The sequence below is a fragment of the Methanoregula sp. genome (assembly GCA_041645435.1).
Classification (GTDB): domain Archaea; phylum Halobacteriota; class Methanomicrobia; order Methanomicrobiales; family Methanospirillaceae; genus Methanoregula.
In genome coordinates, this window is the sequence record JBAZQB010000001.1 from 374,537 (window position 1) to 387,969 (window position 13,433).

The following is a 13,433-nucleotide window of genomic DNA, read 5'->3' on the forward strand; positions in this document are numbered from 1 at the left end:
TTTGAACAATACGGAAAATGGGGAGCGGATCGGTAAATAGGTTGTGAAGTATTGTTGGCCCCTCGGCCAACTTTTATTTCGCGGGGTATTTTCTCAATCTGTCTGATCTGGAGACCGGGAATGGACGAGTTCATGATTCTCGGGAAACCATGGGACTCCAGGACAAATCCCCCCATCTCTTACAGCACTTTTGTTCCGGTCACCAGTGCCAGCAGGAGAATGATCACCGGCTGGTGGACGAGATATATTACAAGCGAATGACGGCCGAGAAACGAGAGCGGTGCAACCAGCAGATCCGGCAATGGTTCGAGGGAAAACTGCCGTACGCCTCCGTCATAGAGGTACTCTCCCAGTCCCATACCAATCAGCACCATCCCAAACCATGGGAAAAGCGGAGTATAATCAACAGAAGAAAATCCGTGCGGGATTATTCCCAGTGGCAGCAGGAATGCCGGGTCGCTCAAACCCGAAATTATCCAGCCAACCGGAAGGCATGCGAGTCCGAACAGGATGTTCAGCTTTCCAAACCGGAAAAAAAGGGGAGAGAGCATGATAGAAATCCCGATAAGGTGCAGAATGCCGAAGATCACACAACCTTCACGCAGGTACAACCAGGTACCAAACGTTACAAGGAGCCCGAGCGCAAAAATTCCTGCACCCCGGATGAAATATTTTTTCGCAAGCGAAACGCCGGATAATTTCAGCCCTGCCCGGGCATGGCTGATGATCAGTGATACCCCGACAATCATAAGGAAAAGCGAAGCGGTCATATAGGCAAAGTACCGCCAGAATCCGTCCGACACATCTACCGGTGCAATGCTGAAAAAACTGAGATCAAACACGGTATGGAACACAATCATCATGAGGATCGCGATGCCCCGGAACAGATCGATCTCCCAGAGCCGCGAGCACTCGTTCATAGAGAATTATCGTCGTTTCTGAACATATGTTTTTGTAGCTTTGTAATGGTGCACGATTCCTTATTATGTGACAGTCCCAGTATTCTTAAGGAAACAATAATGGCTGACAAAAAGGATGAACACATCATCGAAGCGATCGGCAAATGCCGGGTCGTTGTACGCGATGGGAAGGTAGTTGAAGTCGGAAAACCGATCATTGCTGACTGCCCCCTGGCAAAACGGTTTGCATTTCCGGTACCCGAGATCACACCGGAAGCGATTAAGGCAAACATTGAACACCGGATCCGGGCATTCGGGATGTGCACGCCCGCACGCGAAGTGCTGGACACCCGGGCGTTTGTCGGGTTCGGAGCTTCGGAACTGATCAGTTTCGGCATACAATCCGGCATACTCGATGCAGCGGTTGTTGCCTGTGATGGCGCCGGTACGGTGGTTGCCACCACCCCGGAAATGGTACAGGGTATCGGTGGCAGGATGTCAGGACTCGTGTCTACATCGCCACATCCATCAGTGATAGATAGAATCGAACAGAACCGGGGGTATGTCCTTGATCCGATCAACGCACGGATCGATCAGCAGTCGGGTGTTGCCCTCGCCCACCTCAAAGGCTTCCGTCGCATTGCTGTGACGGTGGCTATACCTGCAGATGCAGAAGCGATCCGTGCTGCGTACCCGGACTCAGTTATTGTTGCCGTTCATGTCAGCGGTTTATCCCGGCTAGAATCAGCAAGACTTATCGGTGCATCCGATCTGGTAACGTCATGTGCATCTAAACCCATACGGGAGATTGCCGGTCCTCTTGCGCTGGTTCAGGCAGGCATTGCGATACCGGTTTTTGCTATGACACCGGCCGGAAAAACACTTATTATCGAAAAAATCCGTTCATCGAATGAACCGGTTCTTATAAAACCCACCAAATTACCGGTAACCGGTGATCGTGAGCCTTCACCGCTGGTATAGGAAAACCAGAAGACACTTTTGTTCCTTCCGGATAATTCTTTTTTTACGGCATTGTATCAACCACTTATTTACCGTACTGTAGATGTAAAAAGATTGAAGTGGTGTTCCGTCAATCAGTTTCTCAACGGGAAAATTGTGGTCCCGGGGTGATATTTTATGGTTGATAAGAATCTTGGTGATGCAGAAAAATTGATCGGGGGCGGAGTCTCGACCCTCGGAAAAGGGGCAGAGGGCTTTAACAAGGAATTCATGGATTTCCTCCAGAAATACCAGGTGATTGGACTTGCAGTCGCATTTGTCATCGGTGCTGCTGCCACAAAACTGGTCAACTCAACGGTATCCGATATCATCATGCCGATCATTGCAGTAATTATCCCGGGCGGAAACTGGAGAGAGGCGGTATTTCAGGTGGGTCCCATTAAGTTCCTGCTGGGCGATTTTGTCGGCGCAATGATAGATTTTATCATTATCGCACTCGTGATCTTTATCATCGTCAAGTATATCATGAAGGGAGATGTCTCGAAGAAAGTATGAGCTTGTTATTGCCTTCCAACTTTTGTAAAAAGTGATGCCCCGGAAAACCGACCTTCACATTCGCGTTCCGGCAGGGTTTCGGGAGTAAGGATGGGGTAAACTAAGTGGCGAAAAATGCCTCGATTCCAGGGCCTTTGGCGGCCTTTAGGGGAGGTTGTTTCCGCCCGCATTTTGGCAATCCGAGCGAGAATCAGGGGAATTTTCCACACGAACTGAAATGGACGGTTTTACGGGGTTTTCCGGACAGGGATTTGGTAAACGGAGCCCTGTTTAGGCGTATTTTATCCTGGGTCCATACCCCCCTGATTCCTGGTATCTCCATCAAGCGATAAATGAGGGGGTCATCTCAAACCCCCCGCAATAATCCCGATCATTTGCTGAGCGGTCACCGGATCCACAACCCGGGCCTGCATCAGCCCGGCCTGATCCCATCCCCGGTATATTTTCATCCAATTCAACGCGTCGTTTGCATTAATCCGTGAGCTGCAAATCTCCATATATATATATATATCTTTGATATATATATCCACATGCTCTGCCCGGATATGACCGTTCAAGTCCGCACAAATTACGAAGAGGTCTTCCATACCATATCCCGATATCCGCCATATCAGGGAAGTTCCAGTAAGAGGTTGTAACATATCATGGTTTCAAAAAGTAAAACGAAGTCAAAGATACCGGTCCACAATAAAGTCGAACCTGCCCGTACAGACACGACCGTACCATCAGATATTCCCGCAGAAAAAACCATTGAACATCTGATTCAGGAACTCAAAGATCCCAACGAAATTGTCCGCTCGACCGCAGCCGGGGCACTTGGGTACAGCAAATCGGAAAAAGCGGTTGGACCGCTTATCCTGGCCCTGAAAGATCAGCATGTCTACGTCAGGCACGGGGCAGCATGGGCGCTCGGTGAGATAAAATCAGAAAAAGCAATTGACGCACTCAGGCTGGCGTTGAATGATGAGGATGAAATAACGCGGGGGAAAGCAGCCGAAGCATTGGGAAAAATACAGGGGAACTAAACGGGCAATAAACAGGGTCCGGAAGATCATCTTCACGTGCCTGTTCCTGCCGATTGCCTCGTTCAATCATCGTGGCGGGATATATGACGGGAGTTCCACGGCAGATAAAAAAATATGAGCGCAAACAGTTCCCGATGAAGATTCAGTTAAACGGTTTTCAACAGCATCTATGAAATGTTCCGGATAATGAGGAATTCACAGGGTGTTTTTCATGAAAAGTTATATATAATCCGCATAATAATTGGTGATCGTTCGAATATGCAATGATGAGAGCAGTGCATGTTCACCATTCAATGACTCCAAAACACAACCAAATCTGACACCAACAATTCACCAACCACCGGTTTCCCCCACCCTGTTCCGCCGGACCTGAAAGAAGGAACAAAGATCCTCTGCTCTGCATCCCAATTGGTCAAGTCGGATTGGTATTATGATCGTGCAGGAAAAAGGTACAGATGGGATAACGGAAACAGACAGCCGCACTCTCATATTTCTTCCTGCCGGTTTGATTTTTTGCACATGTCCCGAATACCGAAGATCCCGCTAGCCTGATGTTTGTAGTAGCAGACAATGGTGCAGGAATGGCGTCTGACATCACGCTTGAGAACCAGACGTCGCTCGGGCTCCAGCTGGTAAGCACGCTGACCGATCAGCTCAATGGCACCGTGGCGATCGACCGCACGGAAGGAACGAAGTACACGTTTACATTCTCCAAACCGGAAGAAATCAGGAGGGAGGCAGGTTCATGACAGGAAAACCCCCGGACGATGCACTGATGAACGAACAGCAGCTGAGAACGACAGCGGACACGATTCCCAGTGTCATCTGTCAATTCTACGAAGGGAGAGCCGGGAAGAGGGGGCCGGGCTGGACGATGGCCGGGACAACCGGATCCAGCGATAGTATCATCGTTAATGATGGCAGTGTGCCGGATGCCAACCCGGAATATCACAGCCTGACCGGAAATCGCACAATGGAAGAAATTTTAAGAGAGCGCGTGGCTGAGTGGACAACCGGTTACGGGGATGAGAAGAATGCGGGGCTGTCTTTCTTTAATGCCGGAATAATCCAGAATCCTGAGGGGACCTGATGACAGATATTGCTGATTTTACCGTAAAAGACATGGTTGAGATTTCGGCCGCCCTCCGATCGATGGGATCGGGTGCTGCCAGCATGGAAGAGATTGCCGACAGGATCGTGCATTACCTGTGCGATCATCTCATTGACAAGGACGGGAACAGGGCCTTTGTTCTGGTCCGTCTCTTCAAGACGCACCCGTACGGGGAACTCGATGCGAATCTCCAGGAATTTGCACGGAACGTGCTGAACGACCTACCTGAATCTCCTGCAATGAAATGTCTTACCCTGCTGGCAAGAGCCGGAGCGCTACCGGAGTGGAACTCGCGCAAACTATCCGCAGGACACAAGGCAATTCCCCTGCCCAGTGAACACTTCATTGAAGCATTTCCGATGGTCAGGCAGCTCATCCAGCAACTGGGGCTGGATGTCAATACGGTATTACGACCTGATCCTGCAGTTGTCATGGATATGGCACAAACGACCTACAATGTTTTCCTGATACCTGATGCGGCCGGCAGCCGGTATGTACCCGCCCAGGATGACTTTGTCATCCCGTTCGGTGTCCGGTCAGTGCTCGGTTTTGGTGGTATCCTGCCTTCGGGAAATCTCTTTGCAATCATCATGTTCGGCAAGGTTACGGTTTCCCCACAGACAGCAGATCTGTTCAGGTCGCTGGCACTAAGTATCAAGATTGCCCTATTGCCCTTTGATGGCGGGGATATCTTCACCGGATCACAGGAAAAAGCGGACGTATAGAGGAGAAAATAACAGATGGATACCAAAAATGTGATCCAGACGGTTCCTCAGCTGAAATCCATGGTTGCTGCCTTAACCCAGTTGCTGGAAGTTCAGGAAACGGTCGTAAGCGGGCAATCAGAAGACTTGAAAAAGAACCTGGAAGCGCTGCAGGAGAGCCGGGGAAGGTACCGCGAGCTTGTCGAGACAACGAGCGACTGGATATGGGAAGTGGATGAAAACGGCGTCTTTACCTATGCAAGTCCTCAGGTCCGTGACCTGATTGGCTACGCGCCCGAAGAAGTGCTGGGAAAAACCCCCTTCGATTTTATGCCTCCGGAAGAGGCTGCCCGGGTCGGGGAGATCTTCATGAAGATCGTTACAGCACAACAACCGTTCTCATCGCTTGAAAATGTCAACCTGCATAAAGACGGCCGTATCGTCATCCTTGAAACCAGTGGCGTGCCGGTATTTCGCCAGGATGGGCAGTTTGGCGGGTACCGGGGGATAGACCGGGATATCACCCACCGCAAGCAGGTCGAGGCAGAACTCAAAAAATATTCCGAAACATTAGAAGAGATGGTCAGTGAGCGGACACGGGAACTTCAGGACGCACAGGAGCAGCTGGTAAAAAAGGAAAAACTTACAGTCCTGGGAAAACTTGCCGGGGGAGTAGGCCACGAGCTGAGAAACCCGCTGGGCGCTATCAAGAATGCGGCCTATTTCTTAAACATGGTGCTCGAAAACCCGGAACCGGATGTAAAAGAGACCCTTGAGATCATGACCCGGGAGGTGGCACGCTCCGAAGATATCTTAAGCAGCCTTCTTGATTTCGCCCGACCGACCGTCCTGACTCTTCGGAAAGCAAAAATCAACGAAGTTATCTCTGAAGCAGTTACCCGCAGTCACCTTCCGGAAAATATCCGGCTGGCCATGAACCTTGATGAGAACCTGCCGGAGATCATGGCCGACCCTGATAAGCTGCTGCAGGTCTTCACCAACATTGTCACCAATGCTGTGCAGGCCATGGGCGAGGGCGGGGAACTGACGGTAACATCCATGATTCCGGAAGCGGGCGGCGTGGTGATATCGGTCAGCGATACCGGCTCAGGCATAACGGACGAGAACATGAAGAAACTCTTCGAACCGCTCTTCACCACCAAGGCAAAGGGTATCGGCCTCGGGCTTGTGGTCACGAAGGCGATTGTCGAAGCACACCATGGCCGTATCGATGTCCAAAGTACGGTGGGAAAAGGTACGACCTTTACCGTGACGCTGCCGGTCGGCATCAAAGGGGGACCGTAACATGAGTGAAAAACCACGGGTCATGATCGTCGATGATGATGAAAACCTGTGCAGGACGTTAAGCCTCATCCTGAAACGGAAAGGGTACGAGGTGACGGTTGCGCACAGCGGCCCGGAGGCGATCGGGCATATCAGGGACCAGACCTTTGACATGATATTCATGGATATCAAGATGCCGGGTATGGACGGGGTTGAGGCCCTTGAAGAGATCCGGAAGATCAGGACCGATGCTGCCGTCACGATGATGACTGCGTACGCGGTTGACGGCCTGGTTGAAAAAGCGCTGGGCATAGGCGCACAGGGGGTCCTCTATAAACCGGTTGACGTAAACAAGGTGATGAGCACGATAGAGGATGTTTCCCGGAAACCGGAAGGGTTGAACATCCTTGTGGTGGATGATGACCCCGGGACCGCGATCACGCTCAAAAATATCCTCGCACGACAGGGTCATGCCGTCAGTACTGCCCCTTCCGGCGAGGAAGCTATAAGCATGGCACAACAACAGCCTCCGGAAATCGCATTGATTGATATGAAACTCCCCGGAATCAATGGCCTGCAGGCATACCTAGCACTGAAAAAAGACCATCCGGGTATGACTGCCGTCATGATGACCGGGTACCGGCAGGAGATGACCACGATGCTCGAGACTGCCCTGGACGCGGACGCGTACACGGTGATGTACAAACCCCTTGAGATGGGTGCCCTCTTGAAAATCATGAACGAGCTGTCAAGGAAAAAAACCGGGATGAAACCCCGCAGGATGATCTGATGGATGAGAGGGATAAGATTCTTGTTATCGATGACGATGAAGGCACACGAAAGACCCTTACGCTCATCCTGAAAAAGAAGGGGTTTGACGTCATCACTGCCGGGACCGGGGAGGAGGGGCTGCAACAGGCACAAGGCAGGAAGGTTGCGGTAGCTCTTCTCGATATCAACCTGCCGGATATTGAGGGCATACGATTGATTGCTCCCTTAAAGGACATGCACCCGGATCTGGCGGTGATCATGATCACGGGCTTTGCGTCGATGGAAAATGCCATGCGGGCACTGAACGAAGGCGCAGCCGGCTATGTCCTCAAACCCGTCAACATTGATGAGATACTCTCAAAGATACATGACGCCCTCGAACGGCAGCACCTGATTAAAAGCAAACAGCAAGCCGAAGAAGCCCTTCGGGTATCTGAAGAGAAGTACCGCAGCCTGGTCGAGAACATCAATGACGCCATCTACTCGCTCGATGAACGGGGGATCATCACCTACGTCAGCCCGGTGATTGAAAAAATTTCCGGGTACCCCCCGTCCCATTTAACGGGGCATCCCTTTACCGGATTTATTGTAAAGGAAGACCTGCCAGGCGTGATGCAGGCATTCGAATCAGCAAAGAAGGGTATCATCTTATCATTCCCGTTCAGGGTTGTAACAAAATCCGGTGACCAGCGGTGGCTGAGCGTTTCGAGTTATCCCGCATTTGCCAACGGGGCATTCTCCGGAGTCCAAGGAGTTTTATCGGACATTACCGAGCGCAAGCGGGCAGAGGAAGCCCTCCGCGATAGTGAGGAACGCTTCAGGACCATGATCGAGCAGTCCCCGTTAAGTATCGAGGTAATGTCACCGGATGGCCGGACCCTGCAGGTCAATCCTGCCTTTGTGAAACTCTGGGGAGTGACGTTGGAGGATCTCAAGGATTACAATATGCTTCAGGATGAGCAGCTCACCCTCCTTGGAATTATGCCCTTTATCGAGAGAGGTTTTTCCGGGGAGGCGGTTGCGTATCCCCCCCTGGAATACGATGGTGCCAAGACCCTGGGATTCGGGGATAAAAGGTGGGTACAGGGCAGTATCTACCCGGTCCGGAATGCAGCCGGGACGATCCGTAATGTCATTTTAGTGCATGAAGACATCACTGAGCAGAAGAAAGCTGAAGGTGCACTCAGGGAGAGTGAGGAGAAGTTCCGCGACATTTTCAATAATGCAAACGATGCGATTGAAATTGTCAAACTGTTGGACAACGGGCTTCCCGGCATGTATCTCGATCTTAATGATGTCGCCTGCCGGATGCTGGGATATACCAAAGAGGAGATACTCCGGCTCGGCCCATTGGATATCAATACGGATTACTTCAGCTGGCCTTTCGATGAGATCATGCGGGAATTACATACCACCGGTCACGCAACCTTTGAAACGGAACACCGGAGAAAAGACGGGTTAATTGTCCCGGTTGAGGTCAATTCCCACAAGATTGTCCTTATGGGAAAAACCGTACTCCTCTCAATTGCCCGGGACATTACCGAACGCAAAAAAGCAGAAACCGCGATTCAGCAGAGCGAGCAGAAGTTCCGTGATATATTCAACAATACCACCGACGCTATCCATATCCACGGGATCAATGATGACGGGACACCCGGCAGGTTCACCGATGTCAACGATGTCACATGGCGGATGCTGGAATATACCAAGGAGGAGTTACTTACAAAAACTCCGCTCGATATCGCTACGGACTACCACAACCCCCCCATTGAGAAAATTCTTGAAGAGCAACGTACTACCGGAAGTGCGCGGTTCGAGACTGAGTACAGGAGAAAGGACGGCACGGTCATTCCCGTAGAAGTCAACACCCATGTCGTCACCATCTTGGGAAAGAATGTGATGCTCGGGGTTGTCCGGGATATTACTGAACGGAAGAAAGCCGAGGCGTTGATGATACATTTCAACGAGGAACTTGAGCAGGAAGTGAAAGTAAGGACCGAGGAGCTGAGCGCATTGCTGGATGAGAAAGTCCTCCTCCTCCGCGAGATCCATCACCGGGTCAAGAATAATCTCCAGATCATCATCAGCTTAGTCAACCTCCAGATGCGCCAGATCGATGACAAGCGGTTAAAACAGGTCATGGCGGAGACGCAGAACAGGGTGCGGGCGATGTCCTTTGTCCACGAAAAACTGTACCAGTCCGAGGATATCTCCCATATCGATCTCGCCAGCTACACCCGGTTTTTAGTAACTCACCTTATCTCGTTCTATGGAGTTGATTCCCGGCAGGTGGCCCTGGATATCGATATCGGGAAGATCATGGTCGGTATCAACACGGCAATCCCGCTCGGGCTTATCATCAACGAACTGGCCAGCAACGCGTTGAAACACGCGTTCCCCAATGGAAAAACAGGATCGTTGTCCATCACGGTACGGGAAGATGACAAGACACTTTCTATCACCGTTAAGGATGATGGTGTCGGGCTACCTGCGGATTTCGACTGGCGGAATGCAGAATCACTTGGGCTCCGGCTGGTGATCTCGCTGGTGGAGCAACTGGACGGTACCATTGAACGGGACCGGAATGCGGGGACGATGTTTACGGTTGTCGTGCAGGAGAAAGAATGAGCTGGATTGGATCAAAAATTTCATTCCATACGGATGGAGCCCAGCCCAGCGACCCGAACGAGCCCCTGTGCATCGCGCGAACGAGTCAATGAGCGTTACACATGTGCCCGATCAACAGCGACGAGTATTCCGCGAAGCGGTATGTGAGGAGCGGGCCGGGACAGCCGCTGGCGCTGGAGCAACGCGACAAGCCAGGGGCGTCATCCTACTAACAGGAAACTCCAAAAAACAGCGAGCCGGAGCCTCAGCGAGGACGAGCGAACATGACCGAGCGTCTTCATCTCTCTTGATCAGTGAGAGAGGATCGACGCCCGCTTACAGGCTTTCACATGAGGCCGATCTGCTGCATCAGGGACATCTTGTCATAGAAGAGCTTCTCCTCCACGATCTCCCCGTTCTTCCAGTGCGCAACCGTACAGAACTCAACCTTGAACTTCTTCCCGTTGGGCTGTATTACCTTGCCATCGGGAGTGGTCATCGGGCCCTCGAACGTACCGGTGAAGTCGGCGACCGAGCACGTCCAGTCCCCTTAACCGAACAGGGTCTTGTAGGGATGGTTCCCGACCTTGTTGTCAGGGAATATTTTGAAGAATGCGATTGCTTCTTCCTTGTGGGATAGTCGGCTGTGAGTCGGTTTTTCCTGTCCCGGCCAGAAGACATCGACATCCTTTGCATGGTGTTTCTCGAATGTTACCCAGTCCTGGGAGTTCCAGGCATCATCCAGCGTCTGCATGAGACGCATATTTTCCTCAACAGTTGACATTCTTGCATCTCCTTCGTATCTCCGGAAACCTGAACGGACTCAAGAAGCCCGGATATATAGTCCCCTTTATGCAAAACAGGATAAAGTATTGGATTGAGAGCATGCTTCAATTCTCGTCGGGGTCATTTTTGAGACCTCCGTCGGAGAAAAAGACCTTCACATTCGCGTTCCGGCAGGGTTTCCGGGGCCCGGATGGATTAAATTACGTGGCGAAAAATGCCTCGGTTTAATGGCCATTGGCGGACTTTAGGTGAGATTGTTTCCGCCCGTAGTTTGGTAAACGGGGCTGAATTTAAGCATATTTTCCACGCGAACCGAAACGGGCTGTTTTACGGGGTTTCCCGGGAGGGGATTTTGTAAACGGGGCTCAAAACGGGCGTATTTGTCCCCGGGATCCAAACGTCTGGGATGATACCAACCAATTACAAGAGATCCATTATGAGAGACGTCAATTCATTCCGTGTTCGGGGAGGTTACGCGTCAACCGGGGCTTTTGCCCCAGCCGCTTAGGCTTGCCCCAGAAGTATATGACCCGGCGAAAATACCGGGCGGGATTTGAGGCAGGGAGACCGGTGAGAGACCCCCGGATGTACCGACAGTACCGGACATTTTCGAAAGATTTTAAGCACGGGAAACCCGAACTACCGGGACAAAGGTGACTTCCCCTTGGCTGAATCTGCTGATAATCCCATCACGGTCGTACGCGTCCATTACGTGAAGGAAGGCTGCGAACCGCGGTTTGAACAGGAAATAAAAAACTACATGCACGAGTTTAGTTTCACCCCTGGCAATCTCGGGATCTCGATCTTCCGGCCGGGTCAACACCATGATGGCGTATACCGGATCGTGTACAAGTTTACTTCCCAAAAAGAACTCGACCGGTGGCATACCTCATCAGACTACCTCGCGTGGATGAAGACCGAACAGGAGCTCACGATTGCCCCGCCCCGCACGGAAGTACTCTCGGGCCTGGAGACATGGTTCACGCTCCCCGGGCAGCATGTCCTCAGGCCCCCGACAAAAGCACGCATGGCGGCCGTGACCTGGATTGCGGTCCTGCCGGTCTCGATTATCATCTCGCTCGTCACGGACCCGTTTTTGGATACCCGGTCGTTTCTTGTCCAGAAACTGGTATTTGTCTCGCTTCTGGTATGCCTGCTCACCTGGGTCGTGATGCCGGTGGCTACCCGGATTTTTGCCCGCTGGCTGTACGCTCCCGAAGACCTGGCCCCGGCGGGGGAAGGATAAGCGTGCTCCCGGGGGCTTTTATTTTTTTAACATATGCGGGTTTGATGGCCGATTCCGGAGGGTACCCGGCCTCGTCCCGGTATTCGATGAGCCATTTCCAGGCTGGCAGCACCCGGATGACCGCATTACCCAGCGTAATGGTCTCCTCCTGGTGGTACGTGAGGATGAGGCCGGCAGTCAGATCATGCATGGTCATCGCACCGGCAAGACCGCCGAGTTCCCGGTCCCGGTTCTCCCGCGTGAGTTCATAGCAGACCTGGATCGCCCCGGTTATCGTTCCCTTGTCTTCCGTGATAAAATCGCACTCTTTGGGGTTTTTGAAGAAATATACGGATTTTCCCCGGCGCAGGAGCTCGATGAGCACGAGATTTTCGAGTATCCTGCCTTTGTCATCCGAAAACCGGAACGCGACAGCATTTCTCATGCCGGTGTCAATGCAGTAGAGTTTCTTTTCGTTGACGTACTGTTTTTTTAAGGAAAAATCGTACCTGAAGATTTCGAAGATAAGGTACGCCTCTTCTAAAAAACCGACATAATCCCGGACCGAGACAACACTTTTGAACCCGAGCGTGTTTTTTAAGGCATTGTATGTTGCCGCATTTGCTGCATTGGTGAAGAGGTAGTGGGCGAGTTGCCGGAACCCTTTAACCTCCCGGATCTTGAACCGGCTGATGATGTCCCGGAACAGGATGTCGTCATAAATCCGCTTGAGGTATTCCTGATCCCCGTATTTCAGGAATTCAGGGAACCCCCCGCCGGTGAGATACCGGTCGAACTCCGCGAGGATAGCGGCTTTCTTCTTCTCCGTGATCCGGTCGGTGACAATCGACCTGAACCGTAAGCATTCCCGGAACGAGAACGGGTACAGGGTGATTTTGGTATAGCGCCCGGTAAGGTGTGTGCCGAGTTCCGCCGAGAGGAGATTGGCATTGGAGCCGGTGAGAAAGACTTTGTACCCCTCGTCATGGATCCTGCGGACGAACCGCTCCCAGCCCGGGACATTCTGGATCTCGTCGATAAAGAGAACTTTTGTTCCCGGGGTAGTCTTTTCAAAGACGAGCATCAGGGCGGGAAAATCTGACAGGGAAAAGTCCATGAGCCGGTCATCATCGAAGTTGATGTACAGGAAATCGCTGTACTGCGCTGACAGCTGGCGCATGAGCGTTGACTTGCCGCACCTCCGTATGCCGGTGATAACGACAATCGCATCGGTCTTTACGAATCGTTCGGTTGCGATCTCCCGGGGTATGCCGGGATCCCGGGAAAGGAATGATTCTTTCTGGGTGAGTACCAGTTCTTCGAGCTGCTGTGCCAGGATCATATACATTACCAATGTATGCTTTCTGCATTTTATTTACATTACTAATGTATAAAAATTTATTTACCCGCTATGGTTCTGCGGGAGTGAGGGCGGCACCTGAATTAAAAAAAATGACGTTTGAATATGCGTTGGGAATTTTTTTAGGATTGTTATGATTGTACCGG

13 protein-coding genes and 1 pseudogene are annotated in these 13,433 nt (G+C 51.6%); 10 read left to right on the forward strand and 4 right to left on the reverse strand.

Annotated elements, in window-relative coordinates; genetic code table 11:
* Window positions 1-179: 179 nt before the first annotated feature.
* Window positions 180-920 (reverse strand): heparan-alpha-glucosaminide N-acetyltransferase, encoded by a 741-nt coding sequence (locus WC593_01765; GenBank protein ID MFA4823865.1) that lies wholly within the window; start codon window positions 918-920, stop codon window positions 180-182.
* A 99-nt stretch (window positions 921-1,019) separates the two neighbouring features.
* Here WC593_01765 and WC593_01770 point away from each other — a divergent pair, with 99 nt between their 5' ends.
* Both WC593_01770 and WC593_01775 read left to right on the forward strand, forming a co-directional pair.
* Window positions 1,020-1,880: a methanogenesis marker 8 protein gene (locus tag WC593_01770; GenBank protein MFA4823866.1), complete on the forward strand. Its 861-nt coding sequence runs from the start codon at window positions 1,020-1,022 to the stop codon at window positions 1,878-1,880.
* A 156-nt stretch (window positions 1,881-2,036) separates the two neighbouring features.
* Window positions 2,037-2,414, forward strand: a complete 378-nt coding sequence (locus tag WC593_01775) for an MscL family protein (protein MFA4823867.1) — start codon at window positions 2,037-2,039, stop codon at window positions 2,412-2,414.
* Between the two features lie 341 nt (window positions 2,415-2,755).
* Here the strand turns inward: WC593_01775 and WC593_01780 are convergent, their stop codons facing one another.
* Complete coding sequence (locus tag WC593_01780; protein MFA4823868.1) at window positions 2,756-3,001, reverse strand: hypothetical protein; 246 nt, start codon at window positions 2,999-3,001, stop codon at window positions 2,756-2,758.
* Window positions 3,002-3,058: 57 nt separating this feature from the next.
* On the opposite strand from WC593_01780, the gene WC593_01785 reads away from it, so the two are divergent.
* The 7 genes from WC593_01785 (at window position 3,059) to WC593_01815 (ending at window position 9,937) form a co-directional block, all read left to right on the forward strand.
* Complete coding sequence (locus WC593_01785) at window positions 3,059-3,439, forward strand: HEAT repeat domain-containing protein (protein ID MFA4823869.1); 381 nt, start codon at window positions 3,059-3,061, stop codon at window positions 3,437-3,439.
* Window positions 3,440-3,990: 551 nt separating this feature from the next.
* Window positions 3,991-4,188 (forward strand): hypothetical protein, encoded by a 198-nt coding sequence (locus WC593_01790; protein MFA4823870.1) that lies wholly within the window; start codon window positions 3,991-3,993, stop codon window positions 4,186-4,188.
* Window positions 4,185-4,529 carry a hypothetical protein gene (locus tag WC593_01795; protein ID MFA4823871.1) on the forward strand — a complete coding sequence of 115 codons (345 nt, stop codon included), beginning with the start codon at window positions 4,185-4,187 and terminating at the stop codon, window positions 4,527-4,529. Before WC593_01790 ends, WC593_01795 begins: the two co-directional genes overlap by 4 nt.
* Window positions 4,529-5,275, forward strand: a complete 747-nt coding sequence (locus tag WC593_01800) for a hypothetical protein (GenBank protein MFA4823872.1) — start codon at window positions 4,529-4,531, stop codon at window positions 5,273-5,275. The genes WC593_01795 and WC593_01800 overlap by 1 nt, the downstream gene beginning before the upstream one ends.
* 15 nt (window positions 5,276-5,290) lie before the next feature.
* Window positions 5,291-6,559, forward strand: a complete 1,269-nt coding sequence (locus WC593_01805) for an ATP-binding protein (protein ID MFA4823873.1) — start codon at window positions 5,291-5,293, stop codon at window positions 6,557-6,559.
* 1 nt (window position 6,560) lies between these two features.
* Window positions 6,561-7,328 (forward strand): response regulator, encoded by a 768-nt coding sequence (locus tag WC593_01810; protein MFA4823874.1) that lies wholly within the window; start codon window positions 6,561-6,563, stop codon window positions 7,326-7,328.
* Window positions 7,328-9,937 (forward strand): PAS domain S-box protein, encoded by a 2,610-nt coding sequence (locus tag WC593_01815; GenBank protein ID MFA4823875.1) that lies wholly within the window; start codon window positions 7,328-7,330, stop codon window positions 9,935-9,937. Before WC593_01810 ends, WC593_01815 begins: the two co-directional genes overlap by 1 nt.
* A 325-nt stretch (window positions 9,938-10,262) precedes the next feature.
* On the opposite strand, the pseudogene WC593_01820 reads toward WC593_01815, so the two are convergent.
* A pseudogene (locus WC593_01820) lies at window positions 10,263-10,700 on the reverse strand (ester cyclase).
* Between the two features lie 666 nt (window positions 10,701-11,366).
* Here WC593_01820 and WC593_01825 point away from each other — a divergent pair.
* A complete protein-coding gene (locus WC593_01825; GenBank protein ID MFA4823876.1) occupies window positions 11,367-11,948 on the forward strand; it encodes an antibiotic biosynthesis monooxygenase in 582 nt (193 codons plus the stop codon).
* On the opposite strand, the gene WC593_01830 is transcribed toward WC593_01825, so the two are convergent.
* A complete protein-coding gene (locus WC593_01830) occupies window positions 11,884-13,275 on the reverse strand; it encodes an ATP-binding protein (GenBank protein ID MFA4823877.1) in 1,392 nt (463 codons plus the stop codon). The genes WC593_01825 and WC593_01830 overlap by 65 nt on opposite strands.
* Window positions 13,276-13,433: the final 158 nt, after the last annotated feature.